Annotated in this window: 22 protein-coding genes; 16 read left to right on the top strand and 6 right to left on the bottom strand. The window is 69.4% G+C overall.

What is annotated here, in order from left to right; genetic code table 11:
* Positions 1 to 112 precede the first annotated feature (112 nt).
* Both CLV54_RS17635 and CLV54_RS17090 read left to right on the top strand, forming a co-directional pair.
* Positions 113 to 1510 (top strand): MFS transporter, encoded by a 1398-nt coding sequence (locus tag CLV54_RS17635; RefSeq protein WP_157803053.1) that lies wholly within the window; start codon positions 113 to 115, stop codon positions 1508 to 1510.
* A gap of 34 nt (positions 1511 to 1544) precedes the next feature.
* Positions 1545 to 2471: an NUDIX hydrolase gene (locus tag CLV54_RS17090; protein WP_100346216.1), complete on the top strand. Its 927-nt coding sequence runs from the start codon at positions 1545 to 1547 to the stop codon at positions 2469 to 2471.
* Between the two features lie 74 nt (positions 2472 to 2545).
* Here CLV54_RS17090 and CLV54_RS17085 read toward each other — a convergent pair whose 3' ends face one another.
* Positions 2546 to 3379, bottom strand: coding sequence for a DUF1295 domain-containing protein (locus tag CLV54_RS17085; RefSeq protein WP_100346215.1), 834 nt, complete (start codon positions 3377 to 3379; stop codon positions 2546 to 2548).
* A gap of 87 nt (positions 3380 to 3466) precedes the next feature.
* Here CLV54_RS17085 and CLV54_RS17080 point away from each other — a divergent pair, with 87 nt between their 5' ends.
* From CLV54_RS17080 to CLV54_RS17065, 4 genes are all read left to right on the top strand, one after another.
* Complete coding sequence (locus tag CLV54_RS17080) at positions 3467 to 4045, top strand: CDP-alcohol phosphatidyltransferase family protein (RefSeq protein WP_100346214.1); 579 nt, start codon at positions 3467 to 3469, stop codon at positions 4043 to 4045.
* Between the two features lie 10 nt (positions 4046 to 4055).
* Positions 4056 to 4550, top strand: a complete 495-nt coding sequence (locus CLV54_RS17075) for an FHA domain-containing protein (protein WP_100346213.1) — start codon at positions 4056 to 4058, stop codon at positions 4548 to 4550.
* Between the two features lie 47 nt (positions 4551 to 4597).
* Positions 4598 to 5251, top strand: a complete 654-nt coding sequence (ftsR, locus tag CLV54_RS17070) for a transcriptional regulator FtsR (protein ID WP_245861792.1) — start codon at positions 4598 to 4600, stop codon at positions 5249 to 5251.
* A 315-nt stretch (positions 5252 to 5566) separates the two neighbouring features.
* A complete protein-coding gene (locus tag CLV54_RS17065; protein ID WP_100346211.1) occupies positions 5567 to 6115 on the top strand; it encodes a MerR family transcriptional regulator in 549 nt (182 codons plus the stop codon).
* Between the two features lie 174 nt (positions 6116 to 6289).
* Here the strand turns inward: CLV54_RS17065 and CLV54_RS17060 are convergent, their stop codons facing one another.
* Positions 6290 to 7102, bottom strand: a complete 813-nt coding sequence (locus tag CLV54_RS17060) for a ParA family protein (RefSeq protein WP_100346210.1) — start codon at positions 7100 to 7102, stop codon at positions 6290 to 6292.
* A 76-nt stretch (positions 7103 to 7178) separates the two neighbouring features.
* On the opposite strand from CLV54_RS17060, the gene CLV54_RS17055 reads away from it, so the two are divergent.
* Genes CLV54_RS17055 through def form a run of 4 tightly spaced genes read left to right on the top strand, consistent with a single transcriptional unit; the run spans position 7179 to position 13832 of the window.
* The gene (locus tag CLV54_RS17055) at positions 7179 to 10583 is read left to right on the top strand and encodes a pyruvate carboxylase (protein ID WP_100346209.1); all 3405 of its coding nucleotides are present in this window, start codon (positions 7179 to 7181) and stop codon (positions 10581 to 10583) included.
* Positions 10584 to 10625: 42 nt separating this feature from the next.
* Entirely contained in the window at positions 10626 to 11945 is a 1320-nt protein-coding gene (locus CLV54_RS17050) for a MinD/ParA family ATP-binding protein (protein ID WP_100346208.1), read from the top strand.
* Positions 11935 to 13344: a mycothione reductase gene (locus tag CLV54_RS17045; protein ID WP_100346207.1), complete on the top strand. Its 1410-nt coding sequence runs from the start codon at positions 11935 to 11937 to the stop codon at positions 13342 to 13344. Before CLV54_RS17050 ends, CLV54_RS17045 begins: the two co-directional genes overlap by 11 nt.
* Positions 13341 to 13832: a peptide deformylase gene (gene def, locus CLV54_RS17040; RefSeq protein ID WP_100346206.1), complete on the top strand. Its 492-nt coding sequence runs from the start codon at positions 13341 to 13343 to the stop codon at positions 13830 to 13832. Before CLV54_RS17045 ends, def begins: the two co-directional genes overlap by 4 nt.
* Positions 13833 to 13835: 3 nt before the next feature.
* Here the strand turns inward: def and CLV54_RS17035 are convergent, their stop codons facing one another.
* Positions 13836 to 15662, bottom strand: a complete 1827-nt coding sequence (locus CLV54_RS17035) for an AMP-dependent synthetase/ligase (protein ID WP_100346205.1) — start codon at positions 15660 to 15662, stop codon at positions 13836 to 13838.
* 176 nt (positions 15663 to 15838) lie between these two features.
* On the opposite strand from CLV54_RS17035, the gene CLV54_RS17030 reads away from it, so the two are divergent.
* The 3 genes from CLV54_RS17030 to CLV54_RS17020 all read left to right on the top strand — a co-directional run bounded on the left by CLV54_RS17030 (position 15839) and on the right by CLV54_RS17020 (position 18995).
* Positions 15839 to 16786, top strand: a complete 948-nt coding sequence (locus CLV54_RS17030) for an ROK family glucokinase (RefSeq protein ID WP_100346204.1) — start codon at positions 15839 to 15841, stop codon at positions 16784 to 16786.
* Positions 16787 to 16816: 30 nt separating this feature from the next.
* Positions 16817 to 17506: a lysophospholipid acyltransferase family protein gene (locus CLV54_RS17025; protein WP_100346203.1), complete on the top strand. Its 690-nt coding sequence runs from the start codon at positions 16817 to 16819 to the stop codon at positions 17504 to 17506.
* A gap of 112 nt (positions 17507 to 17618) precedes the next feature.
* Positions 17619 to 18995 (top strand): class II 3-deoxy-7-phosphoheptulonate synthase, encoded by a 1377-nt coding sequence (locus CLV54_RS17020; protein ID WP_425430290.1) that lies wholly within the window; start codon positions 17619 to 17621, stop codon positions 18993 to 18995.
* 168 nt (positions 18996 to 19163) lie between these two features.
* On the opposite strand, the gene pknB is transcribed toward CLV54_RS17020, so the two are convergent.
* Positions 19164 to 21101 carry a Stk1 family PASTA domain-containing Ser/Thr kinase gene (gene pknB / locus CLV54_RS17015; protein ID WP_100346202.1) on the bottom strand — a complete coding sequence of 646 codons (1938 nt, stop codon included), beginning with the start codon at positions 21099 to 21101 and terminating at the stop codon, positions 19164 to 19166.
* 61 nt (positions 21102 to 21162) lie between these two features.
* Complete coding sequence (locus CLV54_RS17010; protein ID WP_100346201.1) at positions 21163 to 22269, bottom strand: LysM peptidoglycan-binding domain-containing protein; 1107 nt, start codon at positions 22267 to 22269, stop codon at positions 21163 to 21165.
* A gap of 197 nt (positions 22270 to 22466) precedes the next feature.
* Between CLV54_RS17010 and CLV54_RS17005 the strand changes: the two genes are divergently transcribed.
* Positions 22467 to 22808, top strand: coding sequence for an Rv2175c family DNA-binding protein (locus CLV54_RS17005; protein ID WP_100346200.1), 342 nt, complete (start codon positions 22467 to 22469; stop codon positions 22806 to 22808).
* Between the two features lie 51 nt (positions 22809 to 22859).
* On the opposite strand, the gene CLV54_RS17000 is transcribed toward CLV54_RS17005, so the two are convergent.
* Entirely contained in the window at positions 22860 to 23978 is a 1119-nt protein-coding gene (locus CLV54_RS17000) for a polyprenyl synthetase family protein (protein WP_100346199.1), read from the bottom strand.
* Positions 23979 to 24055: 77 nt separating this feature from the next.
* Between CLV54_RS17000 and CLV54_RS16995 the strand changes: the two genes are divergently transcribed.
* Together CLV54_RS16995 and mraZ are read left to right on the top strand one after the other, a co-directional pair.
* Complete coding sequence (locus CLV54_RS16995; protein WP_100346198.1) at positions 24056 to 24442, top strand: DUF3040 domain-containing protein; 387 nt, start codon at positions 24056 to 24058, stop codon at positions 24440 to 24442.
* 247 nt (positions 24443 to 24689) lie between these two features.
* Positions 24690 to 25121 carry a division/cell wall cluster transcriptional repressor MraZ gene (gene mraZ / locus CLV54_RS16990; RefSeq protein ID WP_100346197.1) on the top strand — a complete coding sequence of 144 codons (432 nt, stop codon included), beginning with the start codon at positions 24690 to 24692 and terminating at the stop codon, positions 25119 to 25121.
* Positions 25122 to 25155: the final 34 nt, after the last annotated feature.

The raw sequence follows: 25155 nt of genomic DNA, 5'->3' as shown, positions 1-25155 counted from the left end.
AACCCGGCTTAAACGCGGCCGAGCCGAGCCTGCGACCAGCGGCGTCCGATCGGGTTGGAGCCCGAGGCGCGCCGTTAACGCCCTGTCAACATTGCGCGGCCACTATGGGGCGATGGCCGGACAGAAACTCAGCGCGCTCATAGAGAGCGTCGATTTCGCCAAGACCCACCGCAGGGTCTGGCTGCTCTCGTCCATGGGCATCATGCTCGACGGGTTCGACTTCTTCATCATGGGCGTGGCCATCCCGCTCATCGCGCACGAGTGGAACCTCACCCCGTGGGAGACGGGCCTCGCGAGCTCGGCGGCGATCGTGGGCGCGATCGTCGGCGCAGCGGTCATGGGCCCGGTCTCCGACCGGATCGGCCGCAAGCTCGCCTTCCGCATCGACCTCGCGATGTTCGTCGTCTTCGCCCTGCTCTCCGCCCTCGCGCCGAGCCTGTGGTGGCTCGTCGCCTTCCGCTTCCTGCTCGGAGTCGGCATCGGCGCCGACTACCCGATCAGCTCGAGCTACGTGAGCGAGATCGCGCCCTCCCGGCTGCGCACCCGCCTGCTCGTCGCGACCTTCAGCTTCCAGGCGGTCGGCCAGATCCTGGGTGTGCTCGTGGGCCTCGCGATCCTCACCCTCGAGCCCACGCCCGACGCCTGGCGCTGGATGCTCGGCGCCGGCGTCGTTCCCGCGATCGTGATCGTCTGGCTGCGGCGCGGGGTGCCCGAGAGCCCGCAGTGGCTCGCGGCGACCAACCAGCTCAAGGAGGCCGCGGCGGCCATGTCGGTCTTCTGCGAGCGGCTCGTCACGGTGGAGGAGATCCGCGACGAGGAGGTCGCCGGCGCTCTCACGACCGTGCACAAGGCCGATCTGCGGGATCTCTTCTCGAAGCGCTACCGGAAGTCGACCCTCCTGACCTCCGTGCCGTGGTTCCTCATGGACATCGCGACCTACGGGGTCGGGGTCTTCACTCCGACGATCCTCGCCGCCATCGCGCTCTCGCCGTCGGCGTCGACGCAGTTCATCGCCGACGACATCACCTCGACCGAGGGCGCCGCCCTCCTCGACCTCTTCCTCGTCTTCGGCTTCGCCACGGCACTCCTGACGATCGCGCGGCTCGGCGCCGTCGTGCTGCAGTCGGCGGGCTTCTTCGTCATGGCCGGCGGCCTGCTCGTGCTCGCGATCGCGACGACCCTCACCGACGGCAGCCCGCTCAACCTCGCGCTCGTGCTCATCGGCTTCGCGGCGTTCAACTTCTTTATGAACGCCGGGCCCAACGCGACGACCTTCCTGATGCCCACCGAGGCGTTCCCCGCCGAGATCCGGGGCAGCGGCTCGGGGATCGCCGCCGCCTCCGGCAAGGTCGGGGCCGCGGTCGGCACGCTGTTCTTCCCCATCCTCACCTCGGCGATCGGCCTGAGCACAACGCTCGTCATCATCGCCGCGGGCTGCGCGGTCGCCGCCGTCCTCACGATCACCCTGCGTTCGGCCGTGAAGCCCCGGGTGCCCGCGATGCTCGTCTAGGGTTTCCGGGCCCCCGAGGTGAGAGGCTAGGTACATGGACGACCTCCGCCCCTCGGGCCCGCCGCATCGGCCTCGCGACAGCGGGGACGCCTGGGTGGAGGGCCCCGACGGACGCCGGTACTGGGGTCGCTTCGGCGCAGCGGGCCTGCTCGCCCACGACCCCGAGGCCGGTGTGCTGCTGCAGCACCGCGCGGAGTGGAGCCACTTCGGCGGCACCTGGGGCCTGCCCGGCGGCGCACGGCACGGCGGCGAGTCGGCGGTCGACGCGGCCTTCCGCGAGGCGCGCGAGGAGGCCGGGGTCGACCCGGCGCGCCTGCGGGTGCGCACGCTGACGGTGCTCGACCTCGGGATCTGGAGCTACTCCACGGTCGTCGCCGACGTCACCGAGCCGTTCGAGGCGACGATCGGCGACCCGGAGAGCATCGAGCTGCGCTGGGTCCCGGTCTCCGAGGTGGAGGGGTATCCGCTGCATCCGGGGTTCGCCGCGAGCTGGCCGGCGCTGCGGGCCGGGCTGGGGCGCGGCATCCTGCTCGTCGTCGACTCGGCCAATGTGCTCGGCTCCCGCCCCACCGGGTGGTGGCGCGATCGCGCGGGCGCGACGGAACGGCTCGCGGGGGAGCTGCAGGCCGCCCTCGACGAGGGGCTGCCCGCGGACTTCGACGCGTCCCCGACACTCGCCTGGCCGCGCACCGTGCTCGTGGTCGAAGGCGAGGCGAAGGCCGCGCAGCCGCGACTGGCGCCGCCGCACGGTCGCGCAGCCCTCACGATCGCCCGTGCGGAGCACGACGGCGATCAGGCCATCGTCGACCTCGTCGAGAGAGCGCGCGACGACGGGAGTCTCACCGCCGTGCACGTGGTCACGGCCGACCGCGAGCTGGGGCGCAGGGTCTCCGAGCTGGGCGCGCACCTCGCGGGGCCGTCGTGGCTGCTGAGCCGGATGGATGCCGCGCGCGGCCGCTGAGCCGCGCTCCGACCTCCGCGTCAGATCCTCGTTCTCAGGCCCTCGTCGTCAGGCCCACGTGTCGGCTCCCGCCGTCAGCTCGCCTCGGCGGCGCGGGCGTCGGGCTGCCGCCGCGGGAACCACGGGATGATCGGCGACGTCGTCTTGCGGTAGTCGGCGTACTCCGGGTAGCGCGAGAGCGTGATGCTCTCGGTGAAGACGGTCGAGCCGATGAAGAGCAGGGTGAGCAGCAGGGGCCCGATGACCGTCCAGACGAGAACGGTGCCGGCCGCGAGCGCGGCGAACACGAAGAAGGCCCACCACTGCGCCTGCTCGAAGAAGAAGTTCGGGTGGCGCGAGTAGCGGAACAGCCCGCTCTGCAGGAAGCGCGGCGACGGCCGCTGCCCGGCGGCCACCTGCGCGGCCTTGCGCTGGTGGAAGGTCCACTGCTGCTGGTCGGCGACCGTCTCGCCCACGAGGAAGGCCAGGAAGACGACGGCGACGACGACGTCCCAGACGCCGAACGGAGTCGAGCGGTTCTCGAAGGCCGTCCAGGCGGGAAGGGTGAAGAGCAGGATGAGCGTGTTCTGGTAGATCACGATGAAGAAGAGGTTGAAGAGCTCGAACTGCCACCCCTTCATCCGCCCGCGCAGCACCGCCCAGCGGTAGTCCTCGCCGCCGGGCGCGTAACCGCCCTTGCGGGCGAAGTTGAAGGTCAGGCGTGCGCCCCAGAGGGTGACGAGAACGGCCATGAGCGTGAGCCGCGGATCCTCGAGGCCGGCCGCGATCGCGAAGACCCACACATAGACGACGGGCACGATCGACCAGATGCGATCGACCCACGAGTGCTCTTTCGTGATGACGGAGAGCGCGTAGGTGACGACGTTGACGCCGATGTAGATCCAGATGCAGACCAGTAATGGACTCATGGTCGCAGTCTACGACCTCGTCGGCGCCACCTCGCTAGACTGGGGGACGTGGGACAGGCGCGAGTCGAAGAGGTCAGCTCGCGGGTTATGACGATTCCCAACCTGCTGAGCTTCTTCCGCCTGCTCCTGGTGCCCGTCTTCCTCGTCCTGATCATCGTCGGCCAAGACGTGCTCGCACTCGCGACGCTCGTCGTGTCGAGCCTCACCGACTTCCTCGACGGCTACCTCGCCCGCCGCCTGCACCAGGTGACGCGTCTCGGCCAGCTGCTCGACCCGGCGGCCGACCGCCTCTACATCTTCGCGACCCTCATCGGCCTCGCCTGGCGCGAGCTCGTGCCGTGGTGGCTCGTCGCCGTCATCGTCGGCCGCGACGTCATGCTCATCGTGCTCGCCGTCGTGCTCGCGAACCACCGCTACGGCCCGCTGCCCGTGCACCGGGTCGGCAAGATCGCGACCTTCTGCCTCTTCTACGCGCTGCCGCTGCTGATGCTGGGGCAGGCGTTCCCGGTGATCGCGTGGCTCTCGGAGCCCGTCGCCTGGGCCTTCGCCATCTGGGGCGCGTTCCTGTATTGGTGGGCCGGTTTCATCTATCTCTCGGAGACCGTGCGGATCATTCGTGCTCGACGGGCCTCTGTGCTCGCCCAATCCGATACGCTGGATTCGTAGGAGGTACACGGTGCTCGAATCCCAGGACAACACCCCTGAGGCGAACGTTTTCGGCGCAGGCAGCCCGCTCGACAACGCGAATGAGACGACTGCCTCGTTCAGCGACGAGCTCGCGGCTCACATCGCCGGGATCGACAACGCCGTCTCCGCCGAGGAGCAGGACGCGATCGCGGCCCTGCCGTCGGGATCGGCTCTGCTGATCGTGCGGCGCGGCCCCAACGCGGGTGCGCGGTTCCTCCTCGACGCCGATGTGACGGTGGCCGGCCGGCATCCCGACGCCGACATCTTCCTCGACGACGTGACGGTCTCGCGCAAGCACGCCGAGTTCGTGCGCCACGGCACGGCCTTCGAGGTGCGCGACCTGGGCTCGCTCAACGGCACCTACTTCGACGGCGTCCGCATCGAGACGGCGCTCCTCAGCGACGGCGCAGAGGTCCAGGTGGGCAAGTTCCGCCTCACCTTCTACGCATCGCGCATCGACCTCCCCGGCCTGGCGAGCAACTAGTGGTCAGGTCAGCCGCCCAGACGAGCTCGTCTGGGCGAGTTCCGCTATTGAGCATCGGTCAGGTGCTCGCGAAACTGACCCCCGACTTCCCCGAGCTGACCCCCTCGAAGCTCCGCTTCCTCGAAGAGCGCGGCCTCGTCTCGCCCGCCCGCACCGAGTCCGGGTACCGCAAGTTCTGCCAGGCCGACGTGGAGCGCCTGCGGATGGTGCTCGCCATGCAGCGCGACCACTACCTGCCGCTCAAGGTCATCCGCGAATACCTCGACGAGTTGGATGCCGGCGGCTCGCCCACTCTGCCGGGCGGCGCCTCGGGTGCACCCGAGTCCATGCTCGCGAGCGGGCGGCGTCTGAGCCGCGACGAGCTGCTGCGCGAGACGGGTGCGAGCGCGGCGCTCCTGACGGAGGCCGTCTCGGCGAGCGTCATCACCCCGGCCGACGTCTACGGCGACGACACCGTCACGGTGCTCACCGCGCTCGTCGAGCTGCAGAAGTCGGGGATCGAGCCGCGGCACCTGCGCGGTTTCCGGGCCGCCGCCGAGCGCGAGCTCGGGCTCATCGAGAGCGCCCTGCGGCCGATCGCCCGCCGTAAGGACACCTCGAGCCGCGCGCAGGCGGGGGAGCTGGCCCGCGAGATCGCCGGGAACCTCGAGACCGTGCGCAGCACGCTCATCCGTTCGGCCCTCGGCCGGCTCGTGCCCTGAGCCCCGCGTCGGCGTGCTCTTCTCCTCCCTCGTTTCTCCTCCTCCGTCCCGCAGCTCTCCGCGCACCTCGCAATCTCCTCGCCCCGCAACTATTTCGGTTCGCGAGGCTCCCCGACGGGTAGACTGAGCGTTCATCCAGTCCGATCGTCCCGCGAGATGCGAGGCGTGCGAGGCCCGTGAATCCTCGTCGCAGAGGGTCAACTGCCAAGACACGCCGAAGCCCAAACGCGGATGTCATTGCTCGCCGCCGTGGGCATCGGTACCGTGGGTGAGTACGGTCGTTCACGGCCGCGCAGAACAGCGAGGGGCAACCGAATGACTGAACTCAGCCGAAGCGATGAGTCCCGGTACGATCTCGGGCTCCTCTTCACCGACGGGCTCCCGGAGATGGACGACCTGTCCGGCTACCGCGGCGCCGTGGCGGCGCGCGCGGCGGGGATCAGCTACCGGCAGCTCGACTACTGGGCCCGCACCGGGCTCGTGGAGCCCACTGTGCGCGGTGCGGCGGGATCGGGTTCGCAGCGCCTGTACGGGTTCCGCGACATCCTCGTGCTCAAGCTCGTCAAGCGCCTGCTCGACACGGGCATCTCGCTGCAGCAGATCCGCACGGCCGTCAACCAGCTCAGGGAGTCGGGGGTCAGCGACCTCGCCCAGACGACGCTCATGAGCGACGGCGCGAGCGTCTACCTCTGCACCTCGAACGACGAGGTCATCGACCTCGTGAGCCGCGGTCAGGGCGTCTTCGGCATCGCGGTCGGCAAGGTGCTGCGCGAGGTCGAGTCGAGCCTCGTCGAGCTCGACACCCAGACCGTCGACGCCATGGACGAGCTCGCGGCCCGTCGCACGCAGCGCAAGATCTCCTAGCGCGGCTTCTCACCCTCGCGCTGAGCCCCTCTCCCGGCCTCTGCGCTGCCCCCACCTGCTCAAAACGACGGACCCTCCTCAAAACGACGGAGATTCGCGGCAGAACGCGACCTTTTCGCCCCAACGAGGCACTTTCGGATAGAAAGTCCGTCGTTGTGAGCCGGCCTGAGGTGCTTAGGGCGTGGGGTTGTCGGCGTACTCGCCCATACGCGCCGTGCGCAGCACCCGCTCGAGCAGCAGGTCGAAGTTGTGGGCCATCTCCTGGGCGCTCTCACCCGGCCAGATGTGCAGGGGCTTCGCCGCGCCCTGCGCCTGCTGCAGCGAGGTGCGCTCCGGCAGCTGGGGGCTCAGCACGAGCGGCCCGAACATGTCGCGCAGCTCCTTGATGCGGAACTGGTGCTCGAGCGACTGCACGCGCGCGCGGTTGACGATGATGCCGAGCGGCTGGAGCCGGGGGGAGAGCCCGCGGCGGATCTCCTCGATCGCGCGCAACGCACGATCGGCGGCCGCGACGGAGAAGAGCCCCGGCTCGGTCACGACGGTCACGCGGTCGCTCGCGGCCCATGCCGTGCGGGTGAGCGCGTTGAGCGAGGGGGCGCAGTCGATGAGCACGAGGTCGTAATCCTGCTCGACGTTCGCGAGGGCCTCCTCGAGCTTCCAGATGTCGCGGATGCTCGGGTGCGGGCCGTCGAAGTTGATCGCGGAGGGGCTGCCGATGAGCACGTCGATCTTGCCGGGGCGCCCGCGCGTCCAGCCGCTCGGAGCGATCGCGGAACGCACGATCTTCTCTTTCGGCGAGGCGAGCACGTCGGCGACGTTGAGGTGGCCGGCGACCTGGATGTCCATGCCCGTCGAGACATCCGACTGGGGGTCGAGGTCGACCACGAGCGTCCGGAGTCCCTTGGCGAAGGCGGCGGAAGCGAGACCAAGAGTAACCGTGGTCTTGCCTACGCCCCCTTTGAGGGAGCTGACGCTGAGTACGTGCACAAGTAGATACGTTACCTTTACTAGTCTTAGAGAACCTAACCGTTTGCTGAGTGCGTCTCGCTCCCGAAAGGTCTCTATGTTCACCAAGATCCTCGTTGCCAACCGCGGCGAAATTGCCATCCGTGCCTTCCGTGCTGCCTATGAGCTGGGCGCGAAGACGGTCGCCGTGTTCCCCTACGAGGATCGCAACTCGATGCACCGGCTCAAGGCCGACGAGGCCTACCAGATCGGCGAGCCGGGGCATCCCGTGCGCGCCTACCTGGATGTCTCGGAGATCATCCGGGTCGCGAAGGAGAGCGGCGCCGACGCGATCTACCCCGGCTACGGCTTCCTCTCCGAGAACCCCGACCTCGCCCAGGCGGCGGCGGACGCGGGCATCACCTTCATCGGCCCGCCGACCCGGGTGCTCGAGATGGCCGGCAACAAGGTCACCGCGAAGGAGCACGCGATCGAGGCCGGCGTGCCCGTGCTCAAGTCGAGCCCGCCCTCGAAGGACATCGACTTCCTGCTGGGCCAGGCCGAGGAGATCGGCTTCCCGATCTTCGCCAAGGCCGTCGCCGGAGGCGGCGGGCGCGGGATGCGCCGCGTCGCCTCGCAGGCAGACCTCAAGGGTGCGCTCGAAGAGGCCATGCGCGAGGCCGACAGCGCGTTCGGCGACCCCACGATGTTCCTCGAGCAGGCCGTCCTCCGCCCGCGTCACATCGAGGTGCAGATCCTCGCCGACGCCGACGGCGGCACCGTGCACCTCTTCGAGCGCGACTGCTCGGTGCAGCGCCGACACCAGAAGGTCATCGAGATCGCGCCGGCCCCCAACCTGAGCGACGAGGTGCGCGCCAAGCTCTACACCGACGCCATCGCCTTCGCCCGCTCGATCGGCTACGTGAACGCGGGAACCGTCGAGTTCCTGCTCGACACCGACGGCCCGCGGGCCGGCCAGCACGTCTTCATCGAGATGAACCCGCGCATCCAGGTCGAGCACACCGTGACCGAGGAGGTCACCGACGTCGACCTCGTGCAGTCGCAGATCCGCATCGCCGCGGGGGAGAGCCTCGTCGACCTGGGCCTCGAGCAGGAGAGCATCCGCCTGCGCGGAGCGGCCCTGCAGTGCCGCATCACGACCGAGGACCCGACGGCGGGCTTCCGGCCCGACACGGGCAAGATCACGACCTACCGCTCGCCGGGTGGTGCCGGCATCCGTCTCGACGGCGGAACCATCAACCCGGGCGCGCAGATCAGCCCGCACTTCGACTCGATGCTCGCGAAGATGACCGCCCGCGGCCGCGACTTCCCCGCCGCCGTCGCGCGTGCCAAGCGTGCTCTCGCCGAGTTCCGCATCCGCGGCGTCTCCACCAACATCCCCTTCCTGCAGGCCGTGCTCGACGACCCGGCGTTCGTCGCCGGCGACCTCTCGACCTCGTTCATCGACGAGCGCCCCGAGCTGCTCAAGGGCCGCCCCTCGAAAGACCGCGGCACGAAGATCCTCAACTGGCTCGCCGACGTCACCGTCAACCTGCCGAACGGCCCTCTGCCGACGACCGTGCACCCCGCCGACAAGCTCCCGGCGATCGACCTGGGCCAGCCGGCGCCCGCGGGCTCGCGCCAGCGCCTGCTCGAGCTGGGGCCGAAGGGCTTCGCCGAGGCCCTGCGCGCGCAGACGGCCCTCGCCGTCACCGAGACGACGTTCCGCGACGCGCACCAGTCGCTTCTCGCGACCCGCGTGCGCACCCGCGACCTCGTCGCCGTCGCCCCCTACGTGGCCCGGATGACGCCCGAGCTGCTCTCGGTGGAGGCCTGGGGCGGCGCGACCTACGACGTCGCGCTGCGCTTCCTGGGCGAAGACCCGTGGGAGCGCCTCGCCACCCTGCGGGAGGCGCTGCCGAACATCAACATCCAGATGCTGCTGCGCGGCCGCAACACGGTGGGCTACACCCCGTACCCCAACGACGTCGCCGACGCCTTCGTGCGCGAGGCCGCCGCGACGGGCGTCGACATCTTCCGCATCTTCGACGCGCTCAACGACGTCTCGCAGATGCGCCCGGCGATCGAGTCGGTGCTCGCGACCGGCACGACGATCGCCGAGGTCGCCGTCTGCTACACGGGCGACCTGCTCGACCCCGCCGAAGACCTCTACACCCTCGACTACTACCTGCGGCTCGCCGAGCAGATCGTCGAGACCGGCGCCCACGTGCTCGCGATCAAAGACATGGCAGGCCTGTTGCGCCCCGCCGCGGCCGAGAAGCTCGTCGGCGCCTTCCGCGAGCGCTTCGACCTGCCCGTGCACGTGCACACCCACGACACCCCGGGCGGCCAGCTCGCGACGCTGCTCGCCGCGAGCCGCGCGGGAGCGGACGCGGTCGACGTCGCGAGCGCGCCCATGGCCGGGACCACGAGCCAGCCCTCGGCCTCGTCCCTCGTCGCGGCCCTCGCCCACACCGAGCGCGACACGGGCATCTCGCTCAGCGCCGTCAACGACCTCGAGCCCTACTGGGAGGCCGTGCGGCGCATCTACAAGCCGTTCGAGTCGGGCCTGCCGGGCCCCACCGGCCGCGTCTACACGCACGAGATCCCGGGTGGCCAGCTCTCCAACCTGCGGCAGCAGGCCATCGCGCTCGGCCTCGCCGACGACTTCGAGAAGGTCGAGGACATGTACGCCGTGGCCAACCGGATCCTCGGCCGCATACCGAAGGTGACGCCGTCGTCGAAGGTGGTCGGCGATCTCGCCCTGCACCTCGCGGCCGTGAACGCCGATCCGGCCGACTTCGCCGAGAACCCGGGCAACTACGACATCCCCGACTCGGTCGTCGGCTTCATGGCGGGCGAGCTCGGCGAGCTGCCCGGCGGCTGGCCCGAGCCCTTCCGCAGCAAGGTGCTCGCGGGCAGGAACATCAAGATCGGCGTGACCGAGCTCACCGAGGAGGACCGCGCAGGCCTCGCCGGCGACGGCGCCACCCGTCGGGCGACTCTCAACCGCCTGCTCTTCCCGGCCCCCACCCGGCAGTTCGAGCAGATCCGCGAGCTCTTCGGAGACCTCTCGGTCGTCGACACGGTCGACTACCTCTACGGCTTGCGCCCCGCGGCCGAGCACGTCATCGAGATCGCCAAGGGCGTGCGGCTCTTCGTGGGGCTCGAGGCCATCGGCGAGGCCGACGACAAGGGCATGCGCACGGTCATGACGACCCTCAACGGCCAGCTGCGGCCCGTCTTCGTGCGCGACCGCGGCATCACCGTCGAGGCGAAGGCGGCTGAGAAGGCGGATGCCTCGAAGCCGGGGCAGGTCGCCGCGCCGTTCTCGGGCGTCGTCACGCTGCAGACCGAGGTCGGGGCATCCGTCGAGGCCGGGCAGGCCGTCGCGTCGATCGAGGCCATGAAGATGGAGGCCGCGATCACGGCGCCCGTCGCCGGCACGATCGAGCGTCTCGCGGTGCCGAAGACCCAGCAGGTCGACGCCGGGGACCTGCTCGTCGTGATCGCTCCGCGCTAAACTTCAGATCGCACTGCCAATCCATCAGAGGAGACCGTTCTCGTGTCAGAGAAACGCAAAGTCGACGATGCTCCCGGGCAGCTCCTCCAAACCGACGAGGAGCTCGTCGAGCAGTACCACGGCGAGCTGCCGCCGACCCCCGGCGACGACCTCGCCGCGGCGCTCCCCGAGAGCCTGAGCATCACGGTCGATCTGCCGCCCGCGCCCGCGCCCGAGGTGCCGGCCGAGGAGGTCGCGGTCGCGATCGACGAGGTCAGCGTCAACCCCGGTCACGTCGAGGTGAGCGAGCCGTCGACCACGAGCGTGGACATCGTCGCACCCTCGACCACGAGCGTCGACGTCGCCGCGCCTGCTCCCGTCGTCGACAACTCGCTGTCGCGTCGCGACAGACTGCGCGGCGAGCACTCGAGCGATCCCGAGTCGGCTGCGATGCTCACGGCCGACCGCCTGCTCGACGTCAACCGCAAGACGCGGCCGGTGCCCGAGGGCGGCTGGAACCGTTTCGTCTACACCGTGACGTTCAAGACCCTCAACCTCGGCGACTCCGCGAAGGTGCGGGCCCGCAAAGAGATGGACCAGCGGATCTCGAAGGTCTTTGAGGGCGGCGCGCGCTTCGTGCCGATCCTCACCCGCAAGGGCGGCGTGGGCAAGACGACCGTCACGGCCCTGCTCGGCATGGCACTCGCCGACGCCCGCGAAGACCGCATCATCGCGATCGACGCGAACCCCGACCGCGGAACGCTCTCGGAGCGCGTCAACAAGCAGACCCGCGCGACCGTGCGCGACGTCGTGACGAAAGCCCCCTCGATCCAGGGCTTCACCGACTTCACGACCCTCGTCTCCCGCGACGAGACGCGTCTCGACATCCTCGCGAGCGACACCGACCCGCTGCTCTCCGAGGCCTTCGACGAGAACGACTACAACGTCGTCGCCGACCTCGCCGCGCGTTTCTACTCGATCGTGCTCACCGACTGCGGCACGGGCATCGTGCACTCCGTCATGCGCGCGACCCTGCAGCGCGCCGACTCGATCGTGATCGTCTCGGGCGGCAGCGTCGACGAGGCGCGTCTCGCCTCGGAGACCCTCACCTGGCTCGAGGCGAACGGCTACGGCGACCTCGTGCGCAACGCGATCGTCGCCCTGAACACGGCCACCCAGGGCACCAACCTCGTCAAGCTCGAGGAGATCGAGTCGCACTTCCAGTCACGGGTGCGCGAGATCGTGCGCATCCCCTACGACCCGCAGCTCGCCGCGGGCTCGGTCGTGTCGTACAAAGACCTCAAGCCGCTGACGAAAGACGCGGCACGCACCCTCGCGTCTCTCGTGGTCGAGGGCCTGCCCACCAGCAGACGTGACGCATAGCAGCACCTCCGAGCAGCACGTCGATCTGATCGTCATCGGCGCGGGCTCGGGCAATTCGCTCATCGGCCCCGAGTTCCACGACAAGACGGTCGCGCTGCTCGACGACGGCCGATGGTTCGGCGGCACCTGCCTGAACGCCGGCTGCATCCCCACGAAGATGTTCGTGCACGTCGCGGATGTCGCGGCACACGCGGCGGACGCCCCGCGCATCGGGCTCTCCTTCACCCGTGACCCGGTCGACTGGCTCGCGATCCGCGACCGGGTGTTCGCGAAGACCGACAAGATCAGCCGGGCCGGCTTCCGCTATCGCGACGAGAAGAGCCCCAACGTCACGGTCTTCCGTGAGACCTTCCGCTTCGACGGCCCCCGTACGCTCGTGTCGGCGAGCGGCGTGCGCCTGAGCGGCGAGCAGATCGTCATCGCGGCCGGCTCCCGACCGCGCCCCCTGGAGGTTCCGCACGACGGCGACGATCCCGCGCTGCACACCTCCGACTCGATCATGCGCATCGACGCCCTGCCGGCCTCCCTCACGATCCTCGGCGGCGGCGCGGTCGCCGTCGAGTTCGCCCACGTCTTCTCGGCGCTCGGCGTGCGGGTGACCCTCGTCGCGCGCTCCGAGCGGCTGCTCACCGAGCTCGACCACGAGATCTCGGAGCGGTTCACGGCCCTCGCCTCCGAACACTGGTCCCTGCGCCTCGGTGCGCACCTCGGCGGGGTCGCGCGCGACGGCGCCGAGCTCGTCGTGTCACTCGACGGCGGCGAGGAGCTGCGCAGCGAGCTGGTACTCGTGGCGCAGGGGCGGATTCCGAACGCCGACCGGCTGGGCGCGGCATCCGCCGGCTACGATCTCGAGGCCGACGGCAGGCTCGCCGTCGACCACCACCAGCGTGCGCTCTCGGGCGGCGAGCCCGTCGCGGGCGTCTACGGGCTGGGCGACGTGAGCTCGATGTGGGAGCTCAAGCACGTCGCCAACCACGAGGCCCGCATCGTCGAGCACAACCTCGCCCATCCGCACGAGCTCATCGGCGGGCATCCCGGGCCCGTGCCCTCGGCGATCTTCTCCCGGCCGCAGATCGCGCACTTCGGGCTCACCGAGGAGCAGGCGCGGCGGAGTCATCCGGACGCCGTCGTCGTCGTGCAGGAGTACCGCACGACCGCCTACGGCTGGGCTCTCGAAGACGTGACGAGCATCTGCAAGCTCGTGGTCGACCGGGAGACGGCACTTCTCCTCGGCGCCCACATCGTGGGGCCGGAGGCGAGCATCCTCATCCAGCCGCTCATCCAGGCCGCGAGCCAGGGCCTGAGCATCCGCGGGCTCGCCCGCGGGCAGTACTGGCCGCACCCGGCCGCGAGCGAAGTCGTCGAGAACGCCCTGTTGAAGGCGGAGGAGGAACTGTGACAGAACGCCAGATACGCATCTTCGGCGATCCCGTGCTGAAGACCGTGAGCGAGCCGATCGGGGTCGTCGACGACGGCATCCGCGGCCTCGTCGACGACCTGCTCGACAGCGTGCGGCCTCCGGGGCGCGCGGGCGTCGCCGCCTCGCAGATCGGCGTCAATCTGCGGGCCTTCAGCTACAACGTCGACGGCGTGGTCGGCTACATCCTGAACCCGCAGATCGTCGAGCTGAGCGGAGAGCCGGAGCTCGTCGACGAGGGCTGCCTCTCGGTGCCCGACCTCTGGTTCCCGACGCCGCGGTACCCGTTCGCACGGGTGCGCGGAATCGATCTCGACGGCACAGAGATCGAGCTCTCGGGCACGGGTCTCATGGCGCAGGCGCTGCAGCACGAGCACGACCACCTCGAGGGCAAGCTGTACCTCGACCGGCTCGAGAAGCCGACCCGGCGCGAGGCGATGAAGGCGATCCGCGAGTCCGACTGGTTCTGAGCCCTACCCCGCGAGGCTCACACCCTGGGTCGCCGGCGCCGAGCTGTACATCGTGTCGATGACGTCGGCGAAGTCGTCGAGGATGACCCCGCGCTTGATGCTCATCTTGGGGGTGAGGTGCCCGCTCGCCTCGGTGAGGTCGGTCGAGAGCACCACGAACTTCCTGATCGACTCGGCACGCGAGACGCCGCTGTTGGCGTGGTCGACGGCCCGCTGCACCTCGGCGAGCACCGCCGGGTTGACGGATGCCTCGGCGAGCGTCATGTCTTTGTCCTCGCCGTTGTTGGCGAGCCAGACCGGCAGCATCTCGGGGTCGAGGGTGATGAGGGCGGAGATGAACGGCCGCTGATCGCCCACCGCGATCACCTGGCCGACGAGCGGGTTCGCCCGGATCGGGTCCTCGAGGGCCGCAGGCGCGACGTTCTTGCCGCCCGCTGTCACCAGGATCTCCTTCTTGCGGCCCGTGATCGTCAGGAAGCCGTCGTCGTCGAACGAGCCGAGGTCGCCCGTTTTGAACCAGCCGTCGTCGAAGGCCGCGGCGGTCGCCTCGGGGTTCTTCCAGTACTCCGCGAAGACGTCGATGCCCTTGACCTCGATCTCGCCGTCGTCCATGATGCGCACGGAGACGCCGGGGAGCGCGGGGCCCACGGTGCCGATCGTGAACTTGTCCGCGAGGTTCACCGTCGCGGGCGCCGTCGTCTCGGTGAGGCCGTAGCCTTCGAGGATGACGATGCCGAGGCTGTGGAAGAAGTGGCCGAGCCGGCTGCCGAGCGGGGCCGAGCCCGAGACGGCGTACTTCACGCGGCCGCCCATCGCCTCGCGCAGCTTGCTGTAGACGAGTCGGTCGAAGACGCGGAACTTGAGCGAGAGCCCGAACGGCACCTTGCCGGCCTGGAGAGCCTTGGAGTGCGCGACCGCGGTGTCGGCCGCGGCCCGGAAGATCTTGCCCTTGCCGCCCGCCTCGGCCTTCTGCTCGGCCGAGTTGTAGACCTTCTCGAAGACCCGCGGCACCGCGAGCAGGAAGGTCGGCTTGAAGCTCGCGAGCGAGGAGAGCAGCTGCTTGGTGTCGGGCTGGTGGCCCGTCTTCACACCCGCGTGCACGTCGAGCACCGAGATGAAGCGCGCGAAGACGTGCGCGGTCGTGATGAAGAGCAGGGTCGAGGCGCCCGGCTCGGCGACGACCTCCTTGAGCGCGAGGGCGCTGTTGCGGCACAGCTCCACGAAGTTGGAGTGGGTGAGCACGCAGCCCTTCGGGCGGCCCGTCGAGCCCGAGGTGTAGATGAGGGTCGCGATGTCGGAGCCGACGGCGAGCGTGCGGCGGCGCTCGATCTCCTCGTCGGGCACGGCCGAGCCCGAGGCGGCGAGCTTGTCGAGGTCGCCGAGGTCGACCTGCCAGACCTGGCGGATGAGCGGCAGCTCGGCGTGCACCTCGTCGAAGCGGGCGAAGTGATCGGGGGTCTCCACGATCATCCAGGTGGCGCCCGAGTCGCTCAGGTTCCAGAGCACCTGCGAGGGGGATGAGGTCTCGTAGACGGGAACGAGGATCGCGCCCGCGAACCAGGTCGCGAAGTCGACGAGCGTCCACTCGTAGCGGGTCTTGCACATGAACCCGATCATGTCGCCGGGCTCGATGCCCGCGGCGACGAGCCCCTTGGCGAGGGCCACGACCTGCGCGAGGAACTCGCTCGAGGTCACATCGCGCCATCCGCCGTTCTCGGGCACGGCGAAGAGCGGATCGTTCGGAGTCGCGGCGACGCGGTCGATGAGCAGATCGGTCGTATTGGCCTGCGGATCGGCTGCGACGAGTGCGGGTGTGCTGAATTCTTTCACGGCAACTCCTTTGTAACCGGGCGGATTCTATCCGTCTACTGTACCTGTGGCGAGGCTGTGAACAGGCCTCCGCGGCCCATTCGCCGAGCAAATCATCAGGCACCGTAGACTCTTCTGGGGCGTTCCGCCGATCGGCTGGAGACGCGGCATCCTCTTGGCACCGAAAGGGTTTCTCCGTGCACGCGATTGGCATCGACATCGGTGGAACGAAGATCGCGGGAGCGGTCGTCGACGAGTTCGGAACGATCGTGAGAGAGGATCGCCGGCCGACGCCGGCGGGCCAGGCGGGTCTCATCGAAGACGTCGTCGTGAGCATGGTCGAGCGGCTGAGCGAGGGCAGCGATCCGGTCGCCGTGGGCGTGGCCGCCGCGGGCTTCATCGACTCCTCGCAGTCGACCGTGTACTACGCCCCCAACATCAACTGGCGCAACGAGCCGTTCCGCGCGAAGCTCGAGGCGCGCATCGACGTTCCCGTGATCATCGAGAACGACGCCAACGCGGCCGGCTGGGCCGAGTTCCGCTACGGCGCGGGGCGTCTGGTGAGCGACATGCTCATGCTCACGATCGGCACGGGGGTCGGCGGCGCGATCGTCGCGGGCGACAGGCTCTTCCGCGGCGGCTTCGGCGCCGGCGCCGAGATCGGCCACATGCGGGTCGTTCCCGAGGGCTTGCCCTGCGGGTGCGGGGCGCACGGATGCATCGAGCAGTACGGCTCGGGCCGGGCGCTCCTGCGCATGGCCAACGAGCTCGCCGACGCCCGGGGCATCGGCCAGGTGCTCGCCGACGTTCGTGCCGAGAAGGGAGAGCTCACCGGCACCGACGTCGGCGACCTCATCCAGGCCGGCGACGCGGGCGCCCTCGCGGCCCTGCGCCAGCTCGGGACCTGGCTCGGCCAGGCCTGCGCGAGCTTCGGCGCCGTGCTCGACCCGCAGCTCTTCGTCTTCGGCGGCGGCGTCGCGCAGTCGGGCGAGCAGCTGCTCGAGCCCATCCGTCACGCCTACCTCGAGAACCTGCCGGCCCGCGGCTACCACCCCGAGCCGGAGTTCGCGATCGCCGAGCTCGTCAACGACGCGGGGGTGGTCGGCGCCGCCGATCTCGCGCGCATCCGCTACCAAGAGCTGTAGTCTTTCAGCCTGGTCGACGAGGAGCTGGCAGTGTTCTACTGGATCATGAAGCACCTGATCGCGGGGCCCCTGCTGGTCGGGATCTTCCGCCCCTGGGTCATCGGGATCGAGAATCTGCCCGAGAAGGGTCCCGTGATCCTCGCGAGCAACCACCTCTCGTTCATCGACTCGATCTTCCTGCCCCTCGTGGTGCCGCGGCGGGTGTCGTTCCTCGCGAAGAGCGACTACTTCACACGCAGGGGCTTCAAGGGCTGGGCGACGAAGTGGTTCATGAACGCCACCGGCCAGCTGCCCATCGACCGCTCGGGCGGCAAGGCCTCGGAGGCCTCGCTCAACACGGGACTGCGCGTGCTCGCACAGGGCCACGTGCTCGGCATCTACCCGGAGGGCACCCGCAGCCCCGACGGCAAGATGTACCGGGGCCGCACGGGCATCGCGCGTATGGTGCTCGAGTCAGGCGCGCCGATCGTCCCCGTCGCCATGATCGACACCCAGCACGTCATGCCGATCGGCACGCGCATCCCCAAGGTGCGGCGGATCGGCATCATCCTCGGCAAACCGCTCGACTTCAGCCGTTTCGAGGGCCTCGAGGGCGACCGCTTCATCCTGCGCGCGATCACCGACGAGCTCATGTACGAGCTCAACACCCTGAGCGGCCAGGAGTACGACGACGTCTACGCGACGACCGTCAAGGAGAAGCGCGCGAACCTTTCGCGCTAAGCTCGATTCTCGGTGCGAGACGAGTCGGGCGAGAGGCCCGGCCGAGCTCCGACGGGCTCGCCCGGGTGAGACGCAGCACCGTTCGTCCGTGCGAGAGAAGCAGGAAAACTCCGTGGTAGATCCGAGTGAAACCGTTGTGCTGGCCGACGAGTCCGTGATCGCAGGCCTCGACAACTGGCGCAATCTGCCCGTCAAGCACCAGCCGCAGTGGCCCGACGCGGATGCGGTTGCCGCGGCATCCGCCGAGATCGCGACCCAGCCCCCGCTCGTCTTCGCGGGCGAGGTCGACCAGCTGCGCGAGCGGCTCGCCGCCGCAGCACGGGGCGAGGCCTTCCTGCTGCAGGGCGGCGACTGCGCCGAGACCTTCGCCGGGGCGACGGCCGACCAGATCCGCAACCGGGTCAAGACGGTGCTGCAGATGGCCGTCGTGCTCACCTACGGCGCCTCCACGCCGGTCATCAAGATGGGCAGGATGGCGGGGCAGTTCGCCAAGCCGCGCTCGAGCGACACCGAGACCCGTGGGGGAGTGACCCTTCCCGCCTACCGCGGCGACATCGTCAACGGCTACGACTTCACCCCGGAGTCGCGCACGGCCGACCCCCGGCGGCTCATCCAGGGCTACCACATGGCCGCCTCGACCCTGAACCTCATCCGCGCCTTCACCCAGGGCGGTTTCGCCGACCTGCGCCAGGTGCACGACTGGAACAAGGGCTTCACCCAGAACCCCGCCAACCAGCGCTACGAGCAGCTCGCGAAGGAGATCGACCGCGCGATCAAGTTCATGATCGCCTGCGGGGCCGACTTCGACGAGCTCAAGCGCACCGAGTTCTACACGGGCCACGAGGCGCTGCTCTTCGACTACGAGCGGCCCATGACGCGCATCGACTCGCGTACGGGCACCCCGTACAACACCTCGAGCCACTTCGTCTGGATCGGCGAGCGCACCCGCGACCTCGACGGCGCGCACGTCGACTTCCTCTCCCGTGTGCGCAACCCGCTCGGCGTCAAGCTCGGCCCGACGACGAAGCCCGACGACATGCTGCGGCTCATCGACAAGCTCGATCCCGACCGCGAGCCGGGCCGCCTCACCTTCATCACGCGGATGGGGGCGGGCACGGTGCGCGACGCGCTGCCGCCGCTGCTCGAGGCGATCAAGGGCCACGACGCGAACCCGCTCTGGGTCACCGACCCCATGCACGGCAACGGCCTCACGACCCCGACCGGGTACAAGACCCGCCGTTTCGACGACGTCGTCGACGAGGTCAAGGGCTTCTTCGAGGCTCACCGCGCCGCGGGCACGCACCCGGGCGGCATCCACGTCGAGCTCACGGGCGACGACGTGACCGAGTGTCTGGGCGGCTCCGAGCACATCGACGAGGCGACGCTCGCGACCCGCTACGAGTCGCTGTGCGATCCGCGGCTCAACCACATGCAGTCGCTCGAGCTCGCCTTCCTCGTGGCCGAGGAGCTCGGCGCCGCCGCGCGCTGACCCTCCTCTTCAGCCCTCAGCCCTTCAGCCCTTCAGCAATCGAGCGCGGGGTTTGTTCGCGGGCGCGGCACCTCGGCGCTCGTCGCTCGCGAACAAACCCGCGCTCGGCTACAGACCCGCCCGCGTCGCACCCGCTCGGCGTGCTCAGGAAGGCGAGCGGCGGCGGGTTCAGAGACTGGCTTGGATCGTGACGGTGGAGCCGCGTTTCAGCTGCTCGCCCCCCGCCGGGTCGGTGGAGGAGACGACCAGTCCCGGCAGCCCCCAGCCGCCCTCGGGAATGATCGAGTTCACCTCGACAGTGAACCCGGCAGCCTCGAGAGTCGCTTTGCCCTCGGCGACGTTGACGCCCGAGACGTCGGGCACCTCGACGAGGTCGGGGCCCTTCGAGACGTTCAGGACCATGGGATCGTTCGCTCTCACCGGGTCGGTCTGGGTGATGGCGCCGATGACCAGGCCGGCATCGACGTCGTCGCTGAAGTCCTCCTGCTGATCGGGAGACACCGTGAGCCCGGCCTGGGTGAGGGCAGCGGTCGCGTCGTCGACCGACAGGCCCGCGACATCCGGGATCGCCCCCGCGCTCACCACGAGCGTGATCGGCTGCCTCTCGCCGTACTCCGCCGGCAGGGGCTGGCCGGCGCCGTCGGTCGCCGCGAGGACGACGCCTGCGGCCTGATCGGAGAACTGCCTGATCGAGTCCCCGATCGCGAAGTCGGCGAGGGCCGCGCGAGCCTGGTCCTCCGGCATGCCGACCACGTCGGTGACGGCGATCATCTTCGGGCCGCTCGACACGTAGAGCGTGACCTGAGTGCCCTTCTGGGCGGTCGTCTGCCCGTCGGGCGAGCTTCCGGAGACCGTGCCCGCGGGGATCTCGACATCGCTGCGCTGCTCTGAGGCGACCTCGAAGCCGAGCTCCTCGAGCTGCTGCTGCGCGAGCTCCGGGGCCATGCCGCGCACGACCGGGATGGTCACGAAACCGCCGGGCCCCGCGCTGAAGTACCAGCCGGTTCCGGCGGCGAGGGCGGCGAGCAGGATGACGAGGCCGAAGATCCAGCCTCCTCGCCGTCGGCGCCTCGCGGCGGCGGCCGTGAGGGCGGTCGCGCTGTCGTCGACCACCGGGCCCGTCTTGTGGCGGGCCTTCTGCGTGAAGGCCTGGGTCTCGGCGTTGCTCTCCGCCGTCGAGAACCGGTCTGTCTCGAGGAGCTCGGTCGCGAGGGCGGCCGGCATGACGGCCGTCGAGCCCACCGCGAGGGTTCCGCCGTTCTCGTGCAGGTGGCGGCTGACCTCGAGCACCTGGTCGAGGAACGCCTTGGCGTCGCGCGGGCGCTTCTCGGGGTCTTTCTCCGTCGACCAGAGCACGAGCTCGTCGAGCTCCACGGGCACCCGAGGGTTCTTGCTGCTCGGCAGCGGCACGGTGTCGTTGGCGTGCTGATAGGCGATCTGCATGGGCTGTTCGCCCTGGAAGGGCTGCTCGCCCGTGAGCATCTCGAACATCATGATGCCGAGCGCGTAGATGTCGCTGCGGGTGTCGGCGATGCCGCGGGTGACGAGCTCGGGCGAGAGGTAGGCGATCGTGCCGAGGAGGGCCTGGCCGGTGGCCGTGTTGGCGGATGCCGCGCGCGCGAGCCCGAAGTCGCCGATCTTGATGCGGCCGTCGTCGGCGAGCAGCACGTTCTCGGGCTTGAGGTCGCGGTGCACGATCCCGGCCTTGTGCGCGGCGGAGAGACCGCTGAGGATCGCCTCCATGATGTCGAGGGTCTGCTCGGTCGTGAGGGTGCCGCGGTCTTTGATGAGGTCGCGCAGGGTGATGCCGGGCAGGTACTCCATGACCAGGTAGGCCATGTCGGAGTCCTGGCCCTGGTCGAAGACGTTGACGACGTTGGGGTGGGCGAGCCGGGCGGCCTGTCGGGCCTCCTGCACGAAGCGGTTCTTGAAGGTGCTGTCGTCGGCGAGGTGGCCATGCATGATCTTGATGGCCACACGGCGTTCGAGGCGCAGATCCGTCGCGAGGTAGACGGTCGCCATGCCGCCCCGGGCTATCCTCGAGCGCACCTGATAGCGGCCGTCGATGAGACGGCCGATCATCGGGTCGGCAGAGGTGTTGCTCACGGGTTCGATTCTAGGGACGGATGCTCCGAGCACCCGGTCAAAACACCGCCGAAGCCGAGCTTCAGCCGAGTTCTGCGAGCCAGGCGGTCGCCGGGCCCTCCCAGCGCGCGTACGCGTCGGGGTATGCGGAGATCTGCACGGCCTGCGCGGCCTGTGCGACGGTCATCGACTCCCAGCCCGAGATGTCGAGCAGACCGGGGGTCCACCCCGGGGTGGGGCTGTCGGCTCCGCCGAAGAACGCGCGTGCGGCGTAGCCCGGGTCGATGATCTGCTCGGGCGTGCCCCAGCCCATGCTCGGCCGCTGCTGGAACAGTCCCACGGAGTCGCGGTCGCCGTGCTCGATGTTGAGCAGGCTGGACTCCTGCATGGCGGCGGCGAGGGCGATGATCAGCCCGCGGTCGCTCACGCCGAGCTCGCGGCCGACGGCGACGATCGTGGCGGCGTTGGCCCGCATCCCCTCGCTCAGCGGGGTCTGGTCGGTCGCCACGGATGCCACGGGGGCGGAGGCCGAGGGCTCCGGTGCGGTCACGGGCGGGGAGAGAGGCGCGGGCGGTGCGATCGCGGCGACCGCGACGTCCATGCCGCCGAGCGGCACGGTCACGACCTGGCCGGGGTAGATGATGCTCGTCCAGCTGAGCCCGTTCGCGTCGAGCACGTCTTGCACGGGAAGCCCGTAGCGCTCGGCGACGGCGCCGATCGTGTCGCCGGCCTGGATCGTGTACTCGAGGCCGCCAGCCGCCGCGGGCTGCGGCGCCGGTGCGGCGGGCGCGTGGCTCGCCGGGTCGGCGGCGAGGCGCAGCACCTGGTCGGGGAAGATGAGGGAGTCGGAGCTGAGACCGTTGAGGTCGAGCACCGCCTGGGTCGACAGGCCGAATCGCGCGGCGATGCCGCTCACGGTGTCGCCCGAGGAGACGATGTACTGCGGGGGCGCGGCCTCGGCGACCGTGGCGGTCGCGGAGGGTGTCGTCGAGGCGGCGGCGGGTGTGAGCACGGGAGCCGCGACGCGCGGTGTGGCGGGCTTGGGGGTTGCCTGACGGCGGGTCTCGGGTGCCGCGCCCGCGGGGGAGGCCATTCCGAGCGAGACGGCGAGCGAGCCCACGAGCACGACGGCTGCCGAGCTCTGGACCGGACCATGGACTCGCGTCTGCCGGGTTTGTGTTCCGCGCATCGTCGAGACCCCCTTTTTTCATCGTGACGCGTGTGGTGCCGCGTCGAACGGAATCCGCGGAATTCCGTGGCCCGTCTACCCACGCTGACACAGAAGGCAACCCGAGTCAACCATTGTGGCGGGAGTGAAAAGCGTTAACACGATGGAAACAATCGACGGAGTTGGAGGGCGACGGGGTTCATGGCACGCTTGTTCCCGTGACAGACCCGAATCCCACTCGTCAATGGCTGACTGTTCCCGACCTCGTCGAGGTGCTCGGGCAGAGCCCCAGCCGCGTGCGCAGGCTCATCGAAGACCACCACCTCCTCGCCATCCGCGTCGACGGGGTGCTCAAGGTCCCGGCCGACTTCATCGTCGACGACGAGCCGCTCGGCGAGCTCAAGGGCACCCTGACGGTTCTCGCCGACAACGGCTTCGACGACGACGAGGCCATGAGCTGGCTGCTCGACGTCGACGACAGCCTCGGAGTCGCGCCCATCGACGCCCTGCTCGCCGGTCGCAAGGCCGAGGTGCGGCGGATCGCCCAGGCGCTCGCCTGAGCCCGCCCGGCCCGAGAGCGCTCGCCTGAGCCCTCGGCAATCAGCCCCCCGTCACGCCGTGCGGCGGGTGACCGTCTCGGCCAGTGCGAGCAGCTGATTCGCCGACCGCCTGCTGAGCGGCGCGCCGTCGAGCGCGGCGCGAGCCTCGGCGACGTTCCGCGCGATGAGCTTCTCGATCGTCTCGAGCGCCCCGCTGTGCCGGATCGTGTCCTGCAGCGTCTGGATCTGGATGGCGGTGAGCGCGGGATCGCCCAGCAGCTCGTCGAGGATCCGGCGCGCCCCGGGTGGCAGGGCCTGCCGGGCGAGGGCGATGAGCACGGTGCGCTTGCCCTCGCGCAGGTCGTCGCCGCTCGGCTTGCCGGTGACCTCGGCGTCGCCGAAGACGCCCAGCAGGTCGTCGCGCAGCTGGTAGGCGATGCCGAGCGGCAGGCCGAAGGCGCGCAGGACCGCGATCTGCTGCTCATCCGCCCCCGCGATCGCCGCCCCGATCACGAGCGGGGCCTCGACGCTGTACTTCGCCGACTTGTAGACGATGACGCGCTGGGCGCGCTCGAGCAGCTCCGCCTCGGGGTGCACGCTCCAGGCACGCTCCTCGACGATGTCGAGGTACTGCCCGGCCGTGACCTGCGTGCGCATGGTGTTGAAGAGGCGCCGTGCGGATGCCGCGCGCTCGGGTGACCCGAGCCGCCGGAGCCCCTCGTCGACGAGCTCGTCGCTCCAGCCCAGCAGCAGGTCGCCGAGGAGGATCGCCGCGGAGGTGCCGAACTGCGCGGCGTCGCCCGACCAGTCGTCGTCGCGGTGCACGCCCTCGAATCGGCGGTGCGCCGAGGGGGCGCCGCGCCGGGTGTCGGAGTTGTCGATGATGTCGTCGTGCACGAGCGCGGCCGCGTGGAAGAGCTCGAGGCCGCTCGCGACGTCGATCACGGTGTCGAGCTCGGCGGGCTCGAGCGAGCCGAAGGGATCGAACTCGGAGTCGATTCCGGCGACCGCCTGCCAGCCCCAATAACAGAAAAGGGCCCTGAACCGTTTGCCACCGCTGAGAAAGTCCCGAGAGAAGCCGAGAAACGGAGCGAGGTCGGTGCTGATCGAGGCGACAATAGGGTCACGTTCTTCAAGGAAGTCATCGATCCTCGTTTGAACGAGATCAACCAAACGAGTGCTATCGGCCACCTGTCTAGCCTAGCTTCGCCGAGCGGGGATAGAATTGATTGTCATGATGCGTCGATCCCGAGCCTGAGGGGAACCAGATGCCGCTATCAGAACAGGAGCAGCGACTCCTCGATGAGATGGAGCGCAATCTCTATCAAAACGATGCCGATTTCGTTGCGACGGTCGGTACGAGGAACGGTCGCGTCAACTATCGCGCCATCATCCTCGGGATCCTCCTCGCCCTCGTCGGCGTGGGAGCGCTCGTCGCGGGGGTGATCCTCCAGCAGCCGTTGATCGGCGTGGCCGGTTTCGCGATCATGCTCGTGGGTGTGCTGGTCGCCATCAACCCGCCCAAGCAGAAGGGCGGCTCACCGGGTCCGGTCGGCGCAGGCTCGGCCCGCGCCTCCACGAAGGCTCCGGCATCCTCGAGTTTTATGGACCGCCTCAACGAGCGCTGGGACAAGCGCGACGAGAACCGGGACTGACCCGCCACACTCCTCCACCCCACTCCCTGACGGGGCCGATCGTCTGATCGGTCCCGTTTTTTGTGCCCTTTTGCCGTTCGGACGCGCCACGGTGCTCCATTTCCCTCCACCTCGTTCTTGCCCGGAAATCCGGGCTTTTTTTGTGCCGTTTTGGGCATAATCGCGCCTCGATCGTTGTTTGGTGGTGGATTGTGGAGTAAAGTGGAGGCACGCCTTATCCTTGGCCGGAAGAGTGGGGGAGTTGCCGATGTTCCTGGGCACCTACAACCCCAAGCTCGACGAGAAAGGGCGCATCATCCTGCCGGCGAAGTTCCGGGACGAGCTCGAGGCGGGAATCGTCATGACGCGCGGCCAGGAGCACTGCGTCTACGTTTTCAGCAGCCGCGAGTTCGAGAACGTGCACGACAAGATCCGCCAGGCGCCCGTCACGAGCAAGCAGGCACGCGACTACCTGAGGGTCTTCCTCTCGGGTGCGAGCGCGGAGACCCCCGACAAGCAGCACCGGGTCACGATCCCCCCGACCCTGCGCAGCTACGCGAGCCTCGACCGCGATCTCACGGTCATCGGCGCGGGCAGCCGTGCCGAGATCTGGGACACGGCCGCGTGGGAGAGCTATCTGGCCGAGCAAGAGGCCGTCTTCGCGAACACCGCGGAGGAGGTGATCCCGGGACTCTTCTAGTCCTGGCCCCTGACTCCCAGCCGTTCCTCGCCCT

The sequence above is a fragment of the Compostimonas suwonensis genome (assembly GCF_002797855.1).
Classification (GTDB): domain Bacteria; phylum Actinomycetota; class Actinomycetes; order Actinomycetales; family Microbacteriaceae; genus Compostimonas; species Compostimonas suwonensis.
This window is presented reverse-complemented; position numbering and strand designations above follow the sequence as displayed.